Origin of the sequence: Vibrio sp. B181a, assembly GCF_030248375.1 — a bacterium.
Classification (GTDB): domain Bacteria; phylum Pseudomonadota; class Gammaproteobacteria; order Enterobacterales; family Vibrionaceae; genus Vibrio; species Vibrio campbellii.
The window spans coordinates 154,117-173,497 of sequence record NZ_JAHGAD010000007.1 but is presented as its reverse complement, the minus strand read 5'-3'; the positions used below and the strand labels follow the sequence as shown (position 1 = coordinate 173,497).

Genomic DNA, 19,381 nt, shown 5'->3' with positions numbered 1-19,381 from the left:
CCATGCTTCGTTTTAGACGCAGCGCGTGTGCGTTTCGTCTTTTTATTCTGCAAACTCCTGCTCAAATTTGGCTTTAACGAAGTCGATAAAGGTGCGCAGGCGTTTCGGTTGATAACGGTCGCGATGGAAAATGGCAGACAAAGGAACAGAAGGGATTTCCCACTCTGGCATCACTTTAACCAGTTGGCCTTGTTTGACCTCTTCGTCGCAGTAACTTAATGGCACACGAATAATTCCGTTACCGTGTAGTGCACCCATCACGAGTGCTCGGCCGTTTTTACAGCGCAGATTACCTTTCACGATGACGTCACTGTGTTCTTTCGGATTGGTAACATTACGGTAACTCCAGCGAGTGACGGAGCCAGTCAGAGTGCGGTGTTTTGCCAGTTCTTTGGGTGTCACTGGTTCCCCATGCGTTTTGAGGTAGTTCGGGCTTGCCAGCGTCACCATATCAATCATCATCAGCTTACGTGCGACGAATCCTGCGTCTTCCAACTCGCCCATGCGAATCGCCACGTCGAATTGGTCCTCAATCAGGTCAATGCGTGGCGAAGAGAAGTCGAGGTCGACCGTAATGTTCGGGTATTCCAACATGAATTCGTTGACGTACTTGGCAATGATGTCCTCGCCGATGTAGCCACCCACACAGTTTACGCGAATCAAGCCGCGCACTTCTTGAGTGTCGTCGACTGCGGCGATCAACGCTTGGTCGATATCGCGCAGCGCTTTCTCACACTCTTGGTAAAAACGTTCACCAGCATGGGTCAAACGCAGAGTACGTGTGGTGCGAGTTAGTAAGGTCACGCCCATTTGTGCTTCAAGTCCACTGATTTGGCGAGACACATGAGAACGAGAGACGGAAAGCGCTTCTGCCGCTTTGGTGAAGTTACCCAGTTGAGCGATCAAAACGAAGGAGCGAATATCAGCAAGATTAACTTTATTGAGCATGTTGAATTATTTACAGAAACGGTAGTCATAAGACTATCACAGTTAGTTACGAAAACGCGCTGTTCAAAAAATCATACTACTTGAGGTTTATGCTAACTTGCGTATGATTTCCCGCGTTTCCACATTTATCGAAGTTAGAATGCATTCATCCACTTTACAATCTGCTGCGTCCCGACAACAGGGCAAATGGCTCCTAGCGCTAATAGGCTGGGTGATTGTGGTGTGCCTGATGAAAAATTCTGGTTTGATGTTCAGTTGTGCCATGCAATATGATGCAAGCTCGACTTCTGCGGTTGTCGGCGATGAAGTTAAAATCGTAAAAGCAGAAAGTGTGCATGACACGAGTAAATGTGAATTGTCTGAAAAGCTGATTCAATTTGCTCAACAACAACTGGAAACCTTGGTCGTTGTATTATTTGTTGGCATTTTCGCGCTTGTCGTGTGGCGCTGTTGTGCATTCGCCAGCAAAAGACAATGGACCGAACCGATAGTCCAAAAGTATCGAGTCCATCTCACCCTGTGTGTATTCCGCGAATAACAAGTGATTTCTGACGAGTTTCGTCAGCGATTTTCTACACTTGTTTTTAACTAGGAATAACTATGAACCACATGAAAAAAATGACTCAAGCCGCGTTGATGCTTATCATGACGCTGGCGCTGAGCTTATTCTCGCTAATTGCCCAAGCACAAACGACGGACACAGGTTGGCTGACCAACCCGCAGCATCCACCTGTGCAAACGCGCTTTGTCTTAACCGGACAGCAAGATCCAAATACCAACACACTCACTGGTTACCTTGATGTCAAACTGACCGGTGATTGGAAAACTTACTGGCGTTCACCGGGTGAGGGTGGCGTTGCGCCATCTATTGATTGGGAAAAATCACAAAACCTAACCAAAGTGGATTGGCAATGGCCGTACCCGCAGAAATACGAGCTGCTTGGTATCGAGACGCTTGGCTACAAAGGTGACACTGTCTTTCCAATGACGTTGCACGTCGAAGACATGAACAAGCCAGTGACGATTGATGCGACACTGACGCTGTCTTCATGTACAACGATTTGTGTCCTGACGGATTACCACATTCAACTGTCCTTCCTACCTTCCGATCTACAAGTCGATGAAGATGTGATGTTCACTTACGCGCAAGCGGTAAGCAGTGTGCCTCAAGCTTCACCATTTGTTGACGTGACAGAAGCGAACTGGGATGCAAACCAATCTAAGCTGCAAATCAAACTGACTAACTCACAAGGTTGGCAAAAACCAGAAGTGTTGGTTGATGGCGTCGACGAAGCAACCAGCGATTACAGCTTCAAATTAGAAGGGCTGCATCAAGAGGGCAATACGCTTACTGTCAACTACCTAGTGAATACTTGGTTGGGTGACGTAGAGCTTGATAACCAATCGGTTTATGTCTCAATCAAAGACAACAACTTACTGGCGCAAGAAACCGCGCAAGCTAAAGCGGGTGTGATTACTGAAGCCTTGCCAAGTACATCACTGGTGAACATTTTCTTGTTCGCGCTACTGGGTGGTGTGATTCTCAACATCATGCCTTGTGTATTGCCAGTTCTCGGCATGAAGTTAAGCAGCATCGTAGCGGCACAAGGCGTTGAACGTCGTCAAATTCGCACTCAGTTCGTGGCTTCTTCGCTAGGTATTCTGACTTCGTTTTGGTTACTGGCTGGCTTTATCTTAGTGCTGAAGCTCACCGGTAACGCCATCGGTTGGGGCGTTCAATTCCAAAGCCCTTGGTTCTTAGGTTTAATGCTGTTGGTGACCGGATTGTTTGGTGCCAACATGCTTGGCTTGTTTGAAATTCGCTTGTCTTCGGGAACGAACACTTGGTTAGCTTCAAAAGGGGATAACTCACTGCTTGGGCATTACGTTCAAGGTATGTTCGCGACCCTGCTAGCAACGCCTTGTTCAGCACCTTTCTTAGGCACTGCGGTGGCGTTTGCACTGGGTGCAGACGTGGTGACTCTGTTTGCTATCTTCACTGCGTTAGCTCTGGGCATGGCACTGCCTTGGATCTTAGTGGCTATCTTCCCGGGGATTGCACTCAAGCTACCAAAGCCAGGCCAATGGATGAATGTCGTGAAAATCGTATTCGGCATCATGATGTTGGCAACCAGTGCGTGGTTATTGTCATTGATGGCGAATCACTTGCCGGTATTTTGGGTCATTCTGATCGGCTTGGTTGCGTTCATCGTTATCATGGCGCGTGTTAAGCGTATTTATGGCAATAAAGCGTTAGCGATTTCCGGCACGGTTTCGTTGATTTTGATTGCTGGTGGTCTGGTACTAGGCAGTGTGACTGCCAATCACTGGGCGACGCCATTGCCACAAGATCTGGCTTGGGAAAAACTGTCAAACGAAGCGATTGCAGACCACGTGAAGAATGGCCGGGTGGTGTTCGTCGATGTGACCGCAGATTGGTGTGTAACTTGTAAAGCCAACAAGATCGGCGTGATCTGGCAAGATCCGGTTTACTCACTGTTGCAAAGCCCTAACGTCGCGACGCTGAAAGGCGATTGGACACATCCGAACGGCTCTGTGACCGACTTCTTGCGTGCACATGGTCGCTTTGGTGTGCCATTTAATATCGTTTATGGTCCAGCTGCGCCAGAGGGGATTCCTCTACCAGTGATTCTGACTGACGATGTAGTGGTGAAAGCCATCGAACAAGCGAGCGGAGGCACGATTAAGTGAACACAGTAAAAAAGCGCAAGTCGCTCAAATACTGGCTTAGTCAAGCGTTGCAAATGGTGCTCATGGTGACCGTGATTTCGGTCGCCATGGATTGGTACCGCACCAAAGACATCCCTAAAGAGCAAGCACCGCCTCTGAGTGCGATCATGGCCGATGGCGAGTTTGTCGATGTGATTGCCAAAAGTCATGAAGAACCGGTGGTTGTGTACTTTTGGGCAACTTGGTGTCCGGCGTGTAAGTTTGTTAGCCCAAGCGTGAGCTGGTTAAGCGATTACTATGAAGTGGTTGCAGTATCCGGCGCATCCGGACCGGAAGAGCGCGTACAAAAGTTCATGCAGGCGAAAGACTACCAGTTCGACAACATCAACGATCCGAAAAGCAGCATTATGCAAGAATGGAGCATCAGCGTGACGCCGACCATCTATGTATTAAAAGATGGAAAGGTAAGCTCAATCACCACAGGTGTTACGACACCAATAGGCATTTTAGCAAGGATCTGGATGGCCTAAATCAATGTGTAGCATGTCGAGTTTTTTCACGCTTTTACAATAACATAGGTGTTTAAGTGAATATGGCGTGCTACATTGGCAGCGTTCAATGATAAAGGAGGAATCATGGACGTTGCCAAAATGTATGATGAAGTATCTGAGCGCTATCAGAAGCTAATTAAAGACAGCCAATACGTTGGCCCACATTGGGTAGATGAAAAGTTAAAAACACTCGATCTTAAACAAGTCTCTGCTCTCGATTTGGCTTGTGCCACAGGCAGTATCGGGGAGGTCATCAAAACACATTACCCAGAAGCTACTCTTCACGGCTTGGACATTTCATCCAAAATGGTCGATAAAGCACGCGAGACAAACTTCTATCAAAGCGTCAGCGTTCATAACCTAGACCAACCTTTCTCTCCGATTTTCAATCAAACCTTCGACATCATTACCGCACTCGGTTTCACGGAATTCCTTACCAATCCCCAGTCGCTACTGCAATGCATCGCTAATAAGCTCAATGCCGACGGACGCTGTTTCATCAGTTTTCAATGTCACGACCCAGATGGAAAAGACCTACCGAGAAATACCTACAGTGGCACCGTTGTACATACCGCTTACACTGAGAGCGAAGTCCGTGAATTCAGCCAAAATGCAGGGCTAGAAGTCGTGTCACTAGAAAACCTTATTGGTTACACATCACATGCTGGCTATGTATGCCGTTACTTGCTCTTGGAGTTAAGAAAGCCAAGTTAATCAATTAAATAAACAGGGGCTGTTTTTGAAGACACAAGACTTGAGTGAGTTCGCATCGGGAATGGAATACGATGCGCAGTATGATAAACATTACGAAGATGATATCGCTCTGATACAAAAGCACATCACCACGATGGGTGCTCGAAGTTTGTTGGATGTGTGCTGCGGCACGGGTATTGTCACCATACCTGTCGCCAAGAAACTCGATAATGCTGTTGGTATTGATATTGCCGGAGGAATGCTAAAACATGCTAAACACAAAGCACAGGGATTAGATAACCTTTCTTTTTTGCAGCAGGATGCCACTCAATTCTCTCTCGATAAATGCTTTGATATTGCGATCATGACGGGCAACGCTTTCCAAGCTTTCCTCTCCGATGAGATGCTCGTTGGTGTCCTTAATTCGATTTCTAATCACCTTAACAAAGGTGGTCGTTTCATCTTTGATACTCGTCTACCAACGCCAGATAACTTAGAAATTGATGCTGAAATGTCCCTTTGGCAAACCTATGAATTGCCCGAAAAAGGCGAAGTGAAGTACATGGGGATGAGCGAACGTTATGACGCTGAAAGTGCAATCCTTTATTTGAAGAAAGAACGTCACTACCAAGATGGGACAATGGTCTACTCAAGCATTGACTTGAAGTATCGAAAGTTATCTGAAATTGAAACGTTTCTTGCTCAGGTGGGTTTATGTATTACCGAAAAATACAGCTCGTGGGCAGAAGAGAAGTTTTCTGAAAATTCAAACAACCTAATCTGCGTTGCAGAGAAGCTTTGATTGCTCCAGATAAATAGAGGAAAGCTGCTAATTATCTTCTATATTGAATTCAGAAAGTTACAGATCAAAAGGATGATGATGTTTCATTGTAAAAAGTTAGGTTTATTTACGGCGTTTTTATCAACTGTTACAGCAGACGTCTACGCAGAAGAAAAGCGCTTTTCTGCTCATGAAGACAACTATTTATTACCGTTTTATACCGAGTCTAAGGTAAACCAAGCACGCTTTGCTCCAACCAATCCAAATGGCCACGACGCAAAGGACGTGTTGGTCCAGTTCCAACTAAGCATGAAGTATAAACTCCTAGTGTTTGGGGATGATGGCTTATTTGTCGCCTATACCCAGCGCTCAAATTGGGAAGCGTACGATGACTCAGCATACTTTAGAGACGATCAATACAACCCTGCTATTTTTTATCGTTGGAACTTAAACCCTTGGCGTATTTCGCTTGGTTTCGAGCATCAATCCAATGGTGCGGGTGGCAGCGACGAAGTCAGTTGGAATCGCGTCTACCTCGATAACAAATGGCGCTTTGAGTCTGGCTTTGTTCGTTTTAAAACTTGGTTTGATGTTGGTAGCAATCATTACAATCCAGATATTGTTGATTTCCTTGGCTATGGCGAGCTAGAGGCGGCTTGGATTTCAGAAAATGATCACAAACTGAAACTCACCGTATCGAATCTTTTTACTGAAGGTTGGGAAAAGGGTTTCTATCGCGCATCTTGGAACTTCCCCGTTTATCAGGGGCTAAGAGGTTATATGAAGGCAGAAACGGGTTACGGTCTCACAATCTCAAATTACAACTTCGATGAAAGCGCGTTTGGGGTTGGCTTTGCGTTCGACTTTTAGCGCCCACCCTTTAACGTCCAAAAACGTTTTTGAGAAGGAAGTGAATGAAACTTGAAGCGCAACACGTGGCAATTCGTCACGTTGAAGAATCGGATGCTGTGCCTCTCTTTGATCATTACCTCGGTGATGAGAAAGCCTGTTTGTACCTAAACCGACAAGCGCATCTAAGCTCAACTCAAACATTGCAAGCTATCACTAGATGGCGAAGCCAGTACGAGTTGGCTCACCCTAATATCTTGGTACTCGCAATCGAAGAAATTGCTTCTCAAGTTCCCATTGGTTGCTTGGTGTTAATCCCTGAAAAAAGCAGTAGCGAAATTCATTTTGGTATTTCCAGAAATTATCAAGGTAAAGGGTATGCGACTCATGCTTGTATGCTGGGCATAGAGTATCTAAAAAGTATCGGAGTCGAGGAAGTTCATACAGCTCCTCATATCGATCATCAAGCCAGTATTCGCGTGCTCGAAAAATGTGGGTTTAAGAAACAAGGCGTGCTGAAAGAGTATGCGGTTTTTCCAGCACTCAGCGCCAATGCACAAGACTGCTTATCTATGTATTTAGTGATGTCTGCCGCAAGCGCGTGTAATTAATATTTCCAACAGCTTATTTCGTTTTAGCAGTCTATCGTGTAGCAGTGTTGTATTTGTTCAACTAGTCCATAAATTTAACTACTCTCTCAATCCAAGCTTGAGGGAGAGAAAAAGTTGCAACTGAAAATTCGTAGTTCTGTAGGGGTCGGTGGTATTAATGCAAAGAGCGATATCATAGCTGTTCAACAAGTTTTGAACCATCATCAAAACGCGATTGGGTTTAGACCAAAGCTGGTTGTTGATGGCTCACTCGGACGCAATCCAATGTCGTCCAAAACTGTAGCTGCGATTAAGGCTTGCCAACGTAGATTGATATTTATGGTGAGGCCAGATGGGCGTATTGACGTGAATGGAAAAACACACAGAAAGCTCAATAGTGTCGTGCCAACTTCGCCTAGAAAGAACTCTAAACCTCAGGTGGAAAGCTTAACAACTAAAGTTACTTGGATGAAAACCGCTTTTGGTGAATTAGGGCAAACGGAAGTTCCTGGGGCAAAAGCAAACCCAAGGATCTTGGAGTATTTTTCTGCATCAAAATTTTGGGGAACCGATGATTCTGGAGGTCAAAATGCTTGGTGCGGTTCATTTGTTGCGTGGGTCTTCAAACAACATGGCATAAAACCAGTGAAAGAGGCATACAGAGCAAAGGAATGGGAAGCTTTTGGTAAAAGTGTCACTAATCCAATTCATGGTGCATTAGGAATTAAAACGAGGAGGGGTGGTGGTCATGTTGCGTTTGTCGTAGGTAAGAGTCCCGATGGAAAGTACCTTTACATGTTGGGTGGAAACCAAAACAATCAAGTAAACATTGCTAAGTATCCCCTTACAGCATGGGATAAGTTTGTTGTTCCTAATAGTTATGATGATACAAAAGGCACGCTACCTATCTATACAAAAGGAGCGGTGAAAGCAGGTGCAGAAAGTTAAGTATGTATAAATTAATCAGCTTATTAGGTCTAGTCAGTTTGTTTGCTTGTGCCTCTCAAGATAACGCGCCTACAAGTGAGGCCCTGATTGAAGCAATAGGTGAGACTCCATACTCAGCTGTTGTGACACTCACTGGTTTTGAGGAACCGGAGAAAGACGGTGGAGATAACTATTATAAGGTTCAAGCTAAGGTGCTGAATGGGATTCGAGGCCATATTACTTCTAAAATCACTTTCGATATGTACACAGAGGTTGGAGATACCCCTAAAATTGGAATTGATCCAATAGTCATCACTCTCTGTCATGATGAGCAAGGGTACTACTGGCCGGGAACAGGCTCTGAATTCAAAGCTACCCAAGAACAAATTTTGTTAGCGAAAGAAGCCGCTAAAAAACTATCTGACAAGCAAAGAGTCTTTGCACATTGTGACCAGTAGAGTCTGGTGCAACCAAGCTCAAAACATGTTTAGGCTTTATTGTCCCTCCCGCTAAAGCTGTTCAACGTCACTAGGAGGCACCATGATCCTTACCACTGTCACTAAACCTATCCCCTTGAGTAATCCTCCAGTTAAGTGCTGTTAAATTGGAATCATTGTCACTGTGTCACTTTCTAATTGTGTAATCACATTTTAATTTTTGACGTTGATATGATTATAACTAGTGTGCAAGTAAACGATTGCCTAGTGATTCTGAGCGTTTTATAAAATCGATATTATTGATGATTAGTCACTGCTTTAAGATGAAGTTTCCGCTTCTTTTGTAGAGTGTTACTTCATGCCTAATCTTGATGAACTAAAAAGTAAAACCAGTACGGGTGGAGGCTACAAGCCCGTTGATGACACCGTAAAACCACCACCAAAGCCTCCCGAATTAGAACAAACGGTTCAAGAACGCCTCGAGCGGCAACGAAGAGAGCGTAAAGAAGAGTTAACCTACAAAGCAGAAGATGAAGAGCGTTGGGCTGCGAATCGTGAGCGAGCGGCTCAGAATTCTGCAACAACGAGCTCCAAACCGGCTCCACCGCCACCTCCACCGCCAAGAATGGCACCGCCGCCTCCTCCGGCAGGAGGTATGCCGCCACCACCACCGCCTCCGATGGGGGGAGGGGCTCCACCACCTCCGCCAGGGCCAGGTGCACCGCCACCACCAGGAGCGAAGAAAGCGGCACCGGTCGATGATGAGAAAGAGTTTGTCCCAATCGTACTGAGCAAGCCAGAGATGGCTGGGGATAAGGCATCAGAGACGTGGAAAACGGAAGATTACGTTGATGTAGATCGTTTGAATGCGAAAATCAGTGCGTTGTTCGGTATACCAAATCCGGGAGTGAAGGTTGAGAGCGTATCTCATGAAGAGATGTTTAATAAGATAAAAGCGCAGCCGGGTTACGGAAATATGGAATTCAACCATGAGCAATTGAATGTGAACCCAGCAGCATGGACATCGCCTGATGGCACTATCTATATGGGAACAACCGCGCCGGATTATTCGTCTGGAGGCAAACTTGACGCTGCCAAGATTCGATCGACTATCGTTCATGAAAGTTTGCATGCTTCTTCGTGCAAGCACACAGGATTTCAGGGGCCAGAAAGTTTGGCTGTACCCAACACCAACTACGATGAGTATGTGACGGACTATTTCGCCAAACAAGTTTACGACGAGCTGTTCCCTGGAGTGGTGTACAAAACCGCTTATTTCACCAAAAACCTTGGTGATAGGCCGATGCATTGGGGCGGCAACCTCGCGAAATTTATGGTGGACTCTGGCCATACTACAGAGAAAGAGCTTATCAATGCGTACTTCAAAACGGGCAAGACTCCGACACTTTCTGGAGAGAATCTAAATAAGTGGAAGAACTACGCTAAACAGGATCGCAATAAGCTCAAATATAAAGAGAAGAAGTAACAAAACTGAAACGGATTTGCTCTCTTCTTCAGCTCAATGCATTTGAGCAAGTCATCCAACGCTCGGCAACATTTGCCAGCGTTGGCCTTGTTTCTCTGTCATGTTGTAAATCACTCTCTAGTCACACAATTTCAATCAAGGCTTCCGAGATGAATGAAACCTCGTTATTGTCTCTGCGATTCATATAGTTCAACGCAGTAAGGAGACATTATGATCGTGACCACCTTGGTTGATAATTCACGCATAGAGGGGAGAGATGATCTCTGTGTTGAGCGTGGTTTATCGCTACACATTGAGACGTCGGGAATGAACATTCTCTTTGATATGGGGAGTGGACAAACGTTTTGTGACAACGCGCCTCGACTTAATGTGGATATCCAAGCCGTAGATTTTGGCGTTGTTTCTCACCGACACCATGACCATTGCAACGGTGCCTCTTATTTCCTTGAGCGGAATGAAACCGCGAAGATTTATTTAAAGGCATGTGGCGAGCAAGATTACTACTTTCGCGCCTTTGGTTTTAAAAACGATGTTGGCATCGATAAAGCGCTGTTAGAGAGCGCAAATAACCGTTTCGTACTGATTGATAGAACGACAGAAGTTGTGCCCAATGTTCACGTGATCACCGAGATATGCGATCGCTTTGCACAGCCAAAAGGCAACCAGTACCTGTATACCCGATCGCATGATGGGCGCTACGAGCAGGACATCTTCGAGCACGAATTGCTGCTTGTCATCAAAGAAGAAGACGGCTTGGTTGTCTTTACGGGCTGTGCGCACAGCGGTGTGCTGAACATGATTGAAACCGCCACAGAGTTATTTCCAAACTGCAAAATCAAAGCGGTTGTGGGTGGCTTTCACCTTGTTGGTTTACCAGTATTGAATGGTATTGGTGGCACGAAAGACGATATTAGAGCATTGGGCAGAGCGCTGTCGGAATATCCGATTGATAAGTTTTACACCGGCCATTGCACAGGAATGAAAGCGTATGGCCTTTTAAAAGAAATACTAGGGGATCGTCTAGAGCATTTACCCACAGGTAGAAGCGTAAACCTATAAGTTTAGACTCATACGACTTAGTGGATTATCCATCTAGTTTATTGTCAATAGCACCTGACATAGCTATACCAAATACGACAAATTCGCGACATTAAAGCCGATATGATTCTAGAACTTTATGTTCATAAGATGGTCACAAGACTACACAAAAAAATCGGTATCAATAATGGCAAAAATTTGGCTTGTCTCTGCTGTGAGCGTTGCATTGCTTGGCGGCGGTGCATATTTTTATCTGCAATCTTCCACTCAACCAGAGGCGTTTCCAACGCTGGCAGTGGAAAAGGGAACCATTGAAAAACAAGCGGTAGCGGTCGGCAACATTGTCCCTGCGCACTCGGTGTCTATTAAGTCGCAAATCGATGGCATCGTGGGCGAGATGTACGTGCAGGTCGGTGAGAAGGTCAAGCAAGGCCAAGCATTGATTAAGGTTCGACCGAACCCGACGCCGCAAGCATTAACCGACGCATCAACAGATCTCATGCGCAGCGAAGCCGACTTAGAATCCGCTAAGCAAAAGCTGGCTAACCTTGAAAGCTTGGTGAAACAAGACATCATTCCAAACAACTACGACGAATACGTCAGCGCGCGCTCTGCAGTGAAATCCGCTCAAGCTAACGTACTGCAAAAGCGCCAGAATCTAGAACTGATCCGCAGTGGTGAAGCTTCCATTGGTGACGCCCGTTTAACCTCAACCATTTATGCACCAATCGATGGCACCGTATTAAACCGCAAAGTAGAAGTGGGTGAGCCAATTATCTCGACCGAATCCAGTCAAGCGGCGACAGAAATGATGTCTCTGGCAGACATGAACAGCCTGATCTTCAAAGGCAGCGTCAGCGAGCACGATGCAGCGCAGCTTTCTCCGGGAATGCCGGTTTTGCTGACCGTTGCGCCGTATCCTGATGTGGAAATCTCCGGTGTGCTGACCAAAGTTGCGATTCAATCAGAGAACCTAAACTCGCCAGAAGGTAACGCGACGGCAAAAAGCTTTGATAACGGATTTGAAGTGGAAGTTGGCGAACTGAAGATCCCGAAAGAGATCTTACTGCGCTCGGGTTTCTCGTCCACAGCACAAATCACACTGAAGAAATCTGAGAACGTCTTAACCTTGCCAGAACGAGCACTGCAATTTGATGGCGATACACCAAACGTATTGATTCCAGATAGCTCAGAGCAAGGTTTCCACAAACAAAAAGTGAAGCTTGGTTTGTCGGATGGCATCAATGTAGAAGTATTGGACGGCGTTAAGCTAGACGAAGAAATCATCGATAACAGCATGATGATGGGAGCCGCGCATGGCTAAGCGAAATCTATCTAAAATCGGATGCGCGATTCTGGCCGCCACACTCAGCTTACCAAGCTATGCCATCTCGATTGAACAAGCATGGCAACAGGCGAAGCAAAATGACCCGAACTACGAGAAAGCCAAAATTGGTGTTCAACTCGGTGAAGTGGGTGTTGATGCAAGCCGCAGTTCACTCTTACCCGGCTTAAGTGCGACGGCCTCGGCGAATTGGAATGAATCCGCCGACAACACCAACAGTTATGGCGCATCGCTTTCTCAAACCATCTGGGACAGCAGCTTGTGGTCAGATTTGGATCAAGCCAATGCCAACTACATTAAATCTCAGCTAGAGCTCGCTCAGTCACACAATGAACTTGCACAAAGGCTGCTCTCGTCTTATTTGGATGTGGCAAGCGCGCAGGGGGATCTGCAACTGGCGCAGTCCAAACTGGAAGAAGGCAACAAACTGCTGAAGATCATCGAGAAGCGTTACCGAGCAGGTAAAGTGAAGTCCGTTGATGTCGAAGAGATCCGTGCGACACAAGTTGCCGATAAAGCCGGTATTTTGAATGCGCGCTCAGACTTAGAAGTCAAACGAGCAGAGCTGGCGGCTTTGATCAACCAAGTTCCACAAGACGTTGACCAAATTCGCACTGACTCCCTTGTTCAACCGCCAATGATGGTGGAATCGCAAGAACAATGGTTGAAGCTTGCTAAAGACAGCAGCCCAGAGTTGCTGGTGGCTGCTCAGAACGTCAAAGCCAGCGAGTTTGCTAAAGACTCAGCCCAAGGCGGTTACTACCCAACGGTGAAAGGTAACGTTGGGTATAACGATGATGACCGACGTAAAGACGGCGAGTTCAGCGCTGGCATTACCCTAAGTGTACCGATTGATTTGAACGGCGCAACGCGTGCCAGAGTGGACGAAGCGTCACTCAATACCCTCAGCGCAAAACAAGACTTACGTCGAGTCGAAATCGACATCCAAAAGCGCGTGATCCAGCAATTTACTCAAGTCGACATCAACTGGAATCAAGTCTTAATGGCGAGCGAGCTGGTGACTTCTCGTGAGAAAGTGTTGCGCAGCAAAGAGAAACTTTACGATGCGGGCTTGTTAGAAGTCTCGGAAGTGATCAGTGCGCACAACAGCTTGTTTAAAGCGAAAAACAGCCTGCAAAACAACCTGTACAACTACTGGCGTCAGCGTATCGGCTTGTTGCAAACCGCAGGTAAGCTAGATGACGACACCATGGTACTGATCTCCCGAGCATTTAATTCATGATCCGTCTATTGCAGCAAACTTTATTACAGCAAACCTTATTGCAGCAAACATGGCAAACACTGATGGCGCATCGCATGAAGAGCATGCTGGCCATCGTGGCCATTGCTTGGGGTGTGATTTCGGTTGTGGTGTTGATTGCATTGGGTGAAGGTTTTTATCGCCATCAAACTCAGCAGTTGTCATTTATGGTCAACAATGTGCAAATCGCCTTTCCGTCGAGCACCAGCAAACCTTGGCATGGCTTACCCCTGAGACGCCAGATCCAGATCCCGCAGGATAAGGTCGATATGATCGAACAATCGGGTTTTGTGAAACAAGCATCCAGTGTTTATGCCAAGTGGGATGCGAACGTCACCAATGAAAAAGGGCAGAACCTGACGAGCTTCGTCAGTGGCATTGACTCCCATTATTTCTCGTTGATTCAACGTAAGTTAGAGCAAGGTTCACGTAACCTTTCACCCAGTGATATTGCCAACCACACCCGCGTTGCGATTTTGGGGGATCAAGTTGCTAGGATGGGGGGAATTCATGTCGGGCAAACCACCAAAGTCAATGGCATTCCATTTTTGGTGATTGGCATTATGAAAGACGAAGATGCGGGCATTTCATTTGGTGACAGCCGCAGAGTTTTCATCCCTCATACCACGTACCTTGATTTGTGGGATACCAAGCCTTGGATGCTGCTACTCAAGCCTGTCGACGGCATGGATAGCAACGCATTCCGACAAGCCATCGTTAACTTTTATGCCAAACAATTGCACTTTGACCCGACCGACAAAGAAGCGATTAACTTGCCAGACTTTAGCGAGGGAGCGGCGGTGATCACGGGGATTTTCCGCGGCATTCAAATCTTCCTGGGTGCAAGCGGTGCAATGACCATGGCCGTTGGTGCGCTTGGCGTTGCGAACATCATGTTCCTCTCTGTGACAGAGCGAACGCGAGAAATCGGTGTACGCTTGGCGATTGGCGCAACGCAAAAATCCATACTCAGCCAGTTCATCCTTGAAGGATTGTTATTGGTGGCCGTTGGTACCGCAGTTGGCTTAATGGTGGCTTACTTGGTGGTCGCGCTGCTCGGGTCTATGCGTTTACCGGATTGGTTAGGTTTTCCTGTGATTACGCCGGATTCCATTGCTTGGTCATTATTGGTGACTCTCGTTCTGGCGCTGCTGGCGTCTTATTTTCCGGCAAGGCGAGCATCGCGTCTCACCCCCGTAACAGCATTAAGTGCGAGGGCGTAAATATGTTGCTACCAATGAGACAAATCTTTCAGGAAATGGCAGCAGAAAAGCTGCGTTTGGGATTGACCATTCTTGCCGTTGCATGGGCGACTCTATGTATCGCTGCCATGCTGGCGGTGGGCGAGGGCATTCGCCAAGGCGTATTAAGAACAGCGCAAGATGGTAACGGGAACCTGATTTACTTAACCGGAGGCATGGCGACCGTCGACTATGGCGTGTTCCACCAAGGTAAGTTTCTCACCTTAAAAGCCGATGATACCGACGTATTAAAAGCCCTGCCAGAGGTGAAAAGCGTTGCGCCAACCGCCGTTTGGGATGAGCGCATTACAGTCGGTGATCGAGGAATATGGCAAAAGCCACTAGCGGTCACGACAGACTTCGCATCGATGACCAACTTAATCCCAATGGATGGCGGACGTTGGCTCAATCCACTTGATCAAAAAGAGATGCGTAAAGTCGTTGTGTTAGGCTATTCACTGGCTGCGGACTTGTTTAATCCTAATGAAGACTTCAGCTGGTTTGCCCCCGTGACACTGCAAACCAACCCTGTCGGTGAAAAGGTCAAGATTGGCAGTGAAGAGTTCACCGTAATTGGTGTGTTGAAGAAGAACAGCGCCGAAGTTGAGCAGGGCGACCAAATCAACTATGCCAGCTTCGTGCCGTTAGCCACGTGGCAACGCTTTCATACCAACGGTGATATCGGAGGCATCAACGTCGAGCCGCAAGCTCATGCTGATCGTGAAAAATTGGCAAAGACCATTCGTCAGGTGATTGCTCGTAAACACGGCGCCAGTGTGAGTGATGAGCAAGTCGTCCAAGTGGAAGACATGTTCCTCAAACAGAAAAGCATGCAGCAGTTCTTGATTGGTTTACAAAGCTTTCTTGGCATCATCGGCTTTGTCACGCTGGCTGTGGCGGGCGTAGGGATTGCGAATGTCATGTACGCGACCGTAAAACGTTCCACCCGAGACATCGGTGTGCGCATGGCAGTCGGTGCCACGCCCACAGCCATTCGTCTTCACTACCTAGTGCAGTCACTGATGACCATGATGCTCGGCGGTGTACTGGGGTTAGGTGTGACGTACGCGCTTGTATCGGCCATCAGCGCCATAAACCTAGAAGGCAACACCTTCTATGAACACCTTGGAAAACCCGTCCCTGAGCTGTCTTGGGTCGTGGTTGCGATAGTGATTTCCACCTTGGTGTTTATTGGTGTCGCTTCTGCATGGCTGCCCGCAAACCGCGCCGCAAAAGTGAGCCCGCTGGAGGCACTGCAAAGTGAATAACAAGAATTCTGGAGACAAGATGTCGAACACGCCACTGGTTGATTTGACCAACATTTGTAAATACTACTCAAGCGGAGAGGCGGAAGTTCGTGCGCTAGATGGCGTCGACTTGACCATCAACCAAGGGGAATTTCTTTCCATTCTTGGTCCGTCTGGCTCGGGTAAATCGACTCTGATGAACATGCTGGGCTGCTTGGATAAACCGACCGATGGCCAATACCAATTGGGTGGTCAAAACGTCGCAAGTTTAAGCCCGAACGAGCTAGCTGGTATTCGCAACCAAAAGATAGGCTTTGTCTTCCAAAGCTTTAACTTGTTGGAATACGCGACAGCATTGGATAACGTGGCACTGCCGTTGGTTTACTCTGGCATCAAAGCCAAAGAACGTCGCCAGCGCGCCGCTAAATTGCTAGAGCAAGTCGGACTAGGGGATCGCCTCGACCACAAACCAAACCAGCTTTCTGGTGGTCAAAAGCAGAGAGTGGCGATTGCAAGAGCCTTGGTCAACGATCCACAAATCATCTTAGCGGATGAGCCAACGGGGGCATTGGATTCAAAATCCGGCGCAGAGATTGAAGCCTTGTTCAATCAACTCCACGCTGAAGGCAGAACCTTGATCATCGTGACGCACGATAACGCCCTTGCAGAGCGCACCAAGCGCATCATTACCATCAAAGATGGCAAGGTGATTTCGGATAGAGTGCCGCAGTAACCGTCTCTATGTTTGCCAAAACTCAACGCATAGGGAAATAAAGCTCGGGGCAATGATGGTTACGAAAATCATCATTGCCCTCTACTCACACAGAACCACTACAACGATTTCTTTGCCTCAAAAATACACCCGTCCTAAACCTCTTCAAACACGCTCTCTGATCAAATCAACAAAACAACGACCATGACTAACAGCCCAACTTCATCGCTTTGGTTAACCTTGCTGCATACAAAAATAAACAAAGAAAGCAGGTAGTTATGCAAGGTATTACTAATATTTCCTCTATCAGTGGACCAATCATCTCTGCACCAGTCAGCCAACCACAAAACCAAGGTCAACTTGGTGGCTTGAGTGCAAGCACGCAAATGACGCCAGATGCAATTCGCAACTTGATGCTGCAACAGATGAGTAGTGGTGCTACTGCAAACCCAGCACCAATCAGTTCGTTCTCTCTGCAAAGCGCGACACCAGAACAGAGCGCAGAGCCTCGCTCAAAGCTACAAAACTTCAAAACAGCGGTACAAACGCTGGGCGACCGTATTTTGCACGCTCTGGTTAGCACTAAAACCGCTTCATTGCGTAACTCGGCAGCAAAACACAACGGCGAAGTGACCATGAAGGTCTCTCAGGTAACGGGCAGCATCAAAAACGCCATCCTAAAAGACACCAACACCTCTGGCGGATGTTGTGAAGCACTGAGCGCTCACTGGATGAAGGCACGAGCAGAAGGCTCTAACCTTGGCGAACAGCTATTTCAATCAGGAACGGCAAGCGACAAAGGTAAGCTGAACAAAGAGACAATGCAGTCTGTCGCGCAACTGCAAACCGATGGCATGGTGGGTTATGACCAAGAAGCGATCACAGAAGGTTGGCTAAGAAGCAACAACATCGAATCGCCTTACCGAGAACTTGGTGCATTATCACGTGTGCATGGGCAAACAAGCCGTGGCCGAAATGGTGCAGCAGAGCTTGCGGCGAAGATCGTTGATAACGGTCCTAAAACATCGCTATTGAAGAAGATCGGCCTTGAAGGTCCAAGTAATGCGCACGCCGTTGCCGCCGCGGTAGATGGAGAAAAAGTGACCTTCTTTGACCCGAACTTCGGTGAGTTTTCTTTCCCAAGCAAGGAAGATTTCACCAGCTGGTTTGTTCAGGATTTTTGGCACAAATCAGGCTACGACTTACCGAAATTCGGCTTATCGGGAGAATTCAGCATCGTCAACTTGGAGGCTAACCACTAATGACAACCACATTCGATCACCTAGTTAAACACTTTTTCGAAAAGAACGGCCTAGAGAACCCAACCGCGCAAGATGGTATCTACAGCCTGTTGATTGACCAAAAGTATCAACTTCATTTCACGCATCAGAATGAAGAGTGGATGGTACTGTATGCAGAACTTGGTGAGGCAAACCCAATATCGGAGCAGCTGGCAAAGAGCAATATCTTTGGTGAATACTGGCCTGCGCACATTGTGTCGCATCAAGAAAACAGCGCCGTCTTATGGTCGCAACAACCGATGGCGATGCTCAATGTCGCAGCGTTGGAGGCGTGGACAGAGTGCTTTATTCAAGATCTTATTGAAAAGCAGGCGGCGATTTCTGGTGTAGAGCCAACGCCAGCAAGCGCAGAGCCAACCAATATCCGACCTCATATGATCTCGGTGTAAACCCTAGAATCTAAATTTATAGGGCTAAGTAACGCCCGCATGATTGGGCGTTACTTGTTTGTGGGTTAAGCGCGGCTTTTAGCCAGTAGCTGGTCCACTTTTCCTTTTGCTGTTTTACTTACCGTCTGCATAAACTTAAAGCTTGGCGCTGCAATGCCCGATTGCTCAAGCTCTTCTACCATCAGCAACCACAGTTTTGCCGTTACCTGTGCATCGGCTAACGCGCGGTGGAACACACCGTCGTTTTCAATGTTCTTATAACGAACCAACTCACCCAACTTGTGTGACGGCGCATCTTGAATCAGGCGTCGTGCTACCAATAAAGAACACGCGAACTCGCCAGAATAACCGCAGTCGATTCGCTCTAGCTCTGCATCCAGAAATCGCTTATCGAACGACGCGTTGTGCGCGATAAGATTCTCACCCGCAATAAATTCACTGAACGATGCCATCACTTCATCGCAGCTCGGCGCAGTGCGCAGCATGTTATTGGTAATGCCTGTGTAACCCTCAATAAATGAGCTCACACGAAAGCCAGGATTCATAAGTTGCTGAAAACTATCGACCACCTCACCATCAACGATCTTAACCGCACCGATTTCAATCGCGCGATCCCCCATATTCGGAGACAGACCTGTGGTTTCAAAGTCGAGTACGACAACGGAGTTAGCTTGAGGCATGAAGTTTTCCAACTGAACAATAAGGCGCAAGAGTATCGTTGAAAGTGGTGGAAAAGGGAAGTCGGGGTGAGTGCTAGTTGTGTGAGGAATCTGGGAAAGACGGATAAGCAGTACGCTTTTACTTGCCAAAATAGATACTCATTTACATGCTGTTCATGTTTTAACTTTGTTAATATTTATCCATCTTCCAAGCTTTTAAGTATCTGTGATTAAG

At 47.1% G+C, this 19,381-nt stretch carries 20 protein-coding genes; 18 read left to right on the top strand and 2 right to left on the bottom strand.

Annotated elements, in window-relative coordinates; genetic code table 11:
* Nucleotides 1-42: 42 nt before the first annotated feature.
* A complete protein-coding gene (locus KIO97_RS02750; RefSeq protein ID WP_285380898.1) occupies nt 43-948 on the bottom strand; it encodes a LysR family transcriptional regulator in 906 nt (301 codons plus the stop codon).
* A gap of 139 nt (nt 949-1,087) precedes the next feature.
* On the opposite strand from KIO97_RS02750, the gene KIO97_RS02745 reads away from it, so the two are divergent.
* From KIO97_RS02745 to KIO97_RS02660, 18 genes are all read left to right on the top strand, one after another.
* Nucleotides 1,088-1,486: a hypothetical protein gene (locus tag KIO97_RS02745; protein ID WP_285380896.1), complete on the top strand. Its 399-nt coding sequence runs from the start codon at nt 1,088-1,090 to the stop codon at nt 1,484-1,486.
* A 62-nt stretch (nt 1,487-1,548) separates the two neighbouring features.
* The gene (locus tag KIO97_RS02740; RefSeq protein WP_285380894.1) at nt 1,549-3,660 is read left to right on the top strand and encodes a protein-disulfide reductase DsbD; all 2,112 of its coding nucleotides are present in this window, start codon (nt 1,549-1,551) and stop codon (nt 3,658-3,660) included.
* Complete coding sequence (locus tag KIO97_RS02735; RefSeq protein WP_038889907.1) at nt 3,657-4,169, top strand: protein disulfide oxidoreductase; 513 nt, start codon at nt 3,657-3,659, stop codon at nt 4,167-4,169. The genes KIO97_RS02740 and KIO97_RS02735 overlap by 4 nt, the downstream gene beginning before the upstream one ends.
* 105 nt (nt 4,170-4,274) lie before the next feature.
* The gene (locus KIO97_RS02730; RefSeq protein ID WP_152684528.1) at nt 4,275-4,904 is read left to right on the top strand and encodes a class I SAM-dependent methyltransferase; all 630 of its coding nucleotides are present in this window, start codon (nt 4,275-4,277) and stop codon (nt 4,902-4,904) included.
* Nucleotides 4,905-4,929: 25 nt separating this feature from the next.
* Nucleotides 4,930-5,685 (top strand): class I SAM-dependent methyltransferase, encoded by a 756-nt coding sequence (locus tag KIO97_RS02725; protein ID WP_285380891.1) that lies wholly within the window; start codon nt 4,930-4,932, stop codon nt 5,683-5,685.
* Between the two features lie 78 nt (nt 5,686-5,763).
* Nucleotides 5,764-6,534, top strand: a complete 771-nt coding sequence (locus tag KIO97_RS02720; RefSeq protein ID WP_155400339.1) for a phospholipase A — start codon at nt 5,764-5,766, stop codon at nt 6,532-6,534.
* Nucleotides 6,535-6,578: 44 nt separating this feature from the next.
* The gene (locus KIO97_RS02715; RefSeq protein ID WP_285380889.1) at nt 6,579-7,124 is read left to right on the top strand and encodes a GNAT family N-acetyltransferase; all 546 of its coding nucleotides are present in this window, start codon (nt 6,579-6,581) and stop codon (nt 7,122-7,124) included.
* A 114-nt stretch (nt 7,125-7,238) separates the two neighbouring features.
* Nucleotides 7,239-8,051: a TIGR02594 family protein gene (locus KIO97_RS02710; protein ID WP_050905864.1), complete on the top strand. Its 813-nt coding sequence runs from the start codon at nt 7,239-7,241 to the stop codon at nt 8,049-8,051.
* Between the two features lie 2 nt (nt 8,052-8,053).
* Entirely contained in the window at nt 8,054-8,488 is a 435-nt protein-coding gene (locus tag KIO97_RS02705; protein ID WP_079402191.1) for a hypothetical protein, read from the top strand.
* Nucleotides 8,489-8,825: 337 nt separating this feature from the next.
* Nucleotides 8,826-9,953 (top strand): toxin, encoded by a 1,128-nt coding sequence (locus KIO97_RS02700; RefSeq protein WP_285380885.1) that lies wholly within the window; start codon nt 8,826-8,828, stop codon nt 9,951-9,953.
* A 210-nt stretch (nt 9,954-10,163) separates the two neighbouring features.
* A complete protein-coding gene (locus KIO97_RS02695) occupies nt 10,164-11,012 on the top strand; it encodes an MBL fold metallo-hydrolase (protein ID WP_285380884.1) in 849 nt (282 codons plus the stop codon).
* A 166-nt stretch (nt 11,013-11,178) separates the two neighbouring features.
* Nucleotides 11,179-12,315: an efflux RND transporter periplasmic adaptor subunit gene (locus tag KIO97_RS02690; RefSeq protein ID WP_285380882.1), complete on the top strand. Its 1,137-nt coding sequence runs from the start codon at nt 11,179-11,181 to the stop codon at nt 12,313-12,315.
* Nucleotides 12,308-13,579 carry a TolC family protein gene (locus KIO97_RS02685; RefSeq protein ID WP_285380879.1) on the top strand — a complete coding sequence of 424 codons (1,272 nt, stop codon included), beginning with the start codon at nt 12,308-12,310 and terminating at the stop codon, nt 13,577-13,579. Before KIO97_RS02690 ends, KIO97_RS02685 begins: the two co-directional genes overlap by 8 nt.
* Entirely contained in the window at nt 13,576-14,820 is a 1,245-nt protein-coding gene (locus KIO97_RS02680; protein ID WP_285380878.1) for an ABC transporter permease, read from the top strand. The genes KIO97_RS02685 and KIO97_RS02680 overlap by 4 nt, the downstream gene beginning before the upstream one ends.
* A gap of 2 nt (nt 14,821-14,822) precedes the next feature.
* Complete coding sequence (locus KIO97_RS02675; protein WP_285380876.1) at nt 14,823-16,106, top strand: ABC transporter permease; 1,284 nt, start codon at nt 14,823-14,825, stop codon at nt 16,104-16,106.
* A 19-nt stretch (nt 16,107-16,125) separates the two neighbouring features.
* Nucleotides 16,126-16,818, top strand: a complete 693-nt coding sequence (locus KIO97_RS02670) for an ABC transporter ATP-binding protein (RefSeq protein WP_038889919.1) — start codon at nt 16,126-16,128, stop codon at nt 16,816-16,818.
* 257 nt (nt 16,819-17,075) lie between these two features.
* The gene (locus KIO97_RS02665) at nt 17,076-18,059 is read left to right on the top strand and encodes a YopT-type cysteine protease domain-containing protein (RefSeq protein ID WP_045372687.1); all 984 of its coding nucleotides are present in this window, start codon (nt 17,076-17,078) and stop codon (nt 18,057-18,059) included.
* Nucleotides 18,059-18,487, top strand: a complete 429-nt coding sequence (locus KIO97_RS02660; protein WP_005535790.1) for a CesT family type III secretion system chaperone — start codon at nt 18,059-18,061, stop codon at nt 18,485-18,487. The genes KIO97_RS02665 and KIO97_RS02660 overlap by 1 nt, the downstream gene beginning before the upstream one ends.
* Nucleotides 18,488-18,552: 65 nt before the next feature.
* Here the strand turns inward: KIO97_RS02660 and KIO97_RS02655 are convergent, their stop codons facing one another.
* Complete coding sequence (locus tag KIO97_RS02655) at nt 18,553-19,167, bottom strand: PolC-type DNA polymerase III (RefSeq protein ID WP_010447410.1); 615 nt, start codon at nt 19,165-19,167, stop codon at nt 18,553-18,555.
* Nucleotides 19,168-19,381: the final 214 nt, after the last annotated feature.

Bases quoted from the DNA above. Each gene is read 5' to 3' on its own strand.
- KIO97_RS02750 (WP_285380898.1), bottom strand. From the start codon at position 948: ATGCTCAATAAAGTTAATCTTGCTGATATTCGCTCCTTCGTTTTGATC.
- KIO97_RS02745 (WP_285380896.1), top strand. From the start codon at position 1,088: ATGCATTCATCCACTTTACAATCTGCTGCGTCCCGACAACAGGGCAAA.
- KIO97_RS02690 (WP_285380882.1), top strand. From the start codon at position 11,179: ATGGCAAAAATTTGGCTTGTCTCTGCTGTGAGCGTTGCATTGCTTGGC.
- KIO97_RS02675 (WP_285380876.1), top strand. From the start codon at position 14,823: ATGTTGCTACCAATGAGACAAATCTTTCAGGAAATGGCAGCAGAAAAG.
- KIO97_RS02700 (WP_285380885.1), top strand. From the start codon at position 8,826: ATGCCTAATCTTGATGAACTAAAAAGTAAAACCAGTACGGGTGGAGGC.
- KIO97_RS02695 (WP_285380884.1), top strand. From the start codon at position 10,164: ATGATCGTGACCACCTTGGTTGATAATTCACGCATAGAGGGGAGAGAT.
- KIO97_RS02670 (WP_038889919.1), top strand. From the start codon at position 16,126: ATGTCGAACACGCCACTGGTTGATTTGACCAACATTTGTAAATACTAC.
- KIO97_RS02660 (WP_005535790.1), top strand. From the start codon at position 18,059: ATGACAACCACATTCGATCACCTAGTTAAACACTTTTTCGAAAAGAAC.
- KIO97_RS02680 (WP_285380878.1), top strand. From the start codon at position 13,576: ATGATCCGTCTATTGCAGCAAACTTTATTACAGCAAACCTTATTGCAG.
- KIO97_RS02740 (WP_285380894.1), top strand. From the start codon at position 1,549: ATGAACCACATGAAAAAAATGACTCAAGCCGCGTTGATGCTTATCATG.
- KIO97_RS02720 (WP_155400339.1), top strand. From the start codon at position 5,764: ATGTTTCATTGTAAAAAGTTAGGTTTATTTACGGCGTTTTTATCAACT.
- KIO97_RS02730 (WP_152684528.1), top strand. From the start codon at position 4,275: ATGGACGTTGCCAAAATGTATGATGAAGTATCTGAGCGCTATCAGAAG.
- KIO97_RS02685 (WP_285380879.1), top strand. From the start codon at position 12,308: ATGGCTAAGCGAAATCTATCTAAAATCGGATGCGCGATTCTGGCCGCC.
- KIO97_RS02705 (WP_079402191.1), top strand. From the start codon at position 8,054: ATGTATAAATTAATCAGCTTATTAGGTCTAGTCAGTTTGTTTGCTTGT.
- KIO97_RS02715 (WP_285380889.1), top strand. From the start codon at position 6,579: ATGAAACTTGAAGCGCAACACGTGGCAATTCGTCACGTTGAAGAATCG.
- KIO97_RS02665 (WP_045372687.1), top strand. From the start codon at position 17,076: ATGCAAGGTATTACTAATATTTCCTCTATCAGTGGACCAATCATCTCT.
- KIO97_RS02655 (WP_010447410.1), bottom strand. From the start codon at position 19,167: ATGCCTCAAGCTAACTCCGTTGTCGTACTCGACTTTGAAACCACAGGT.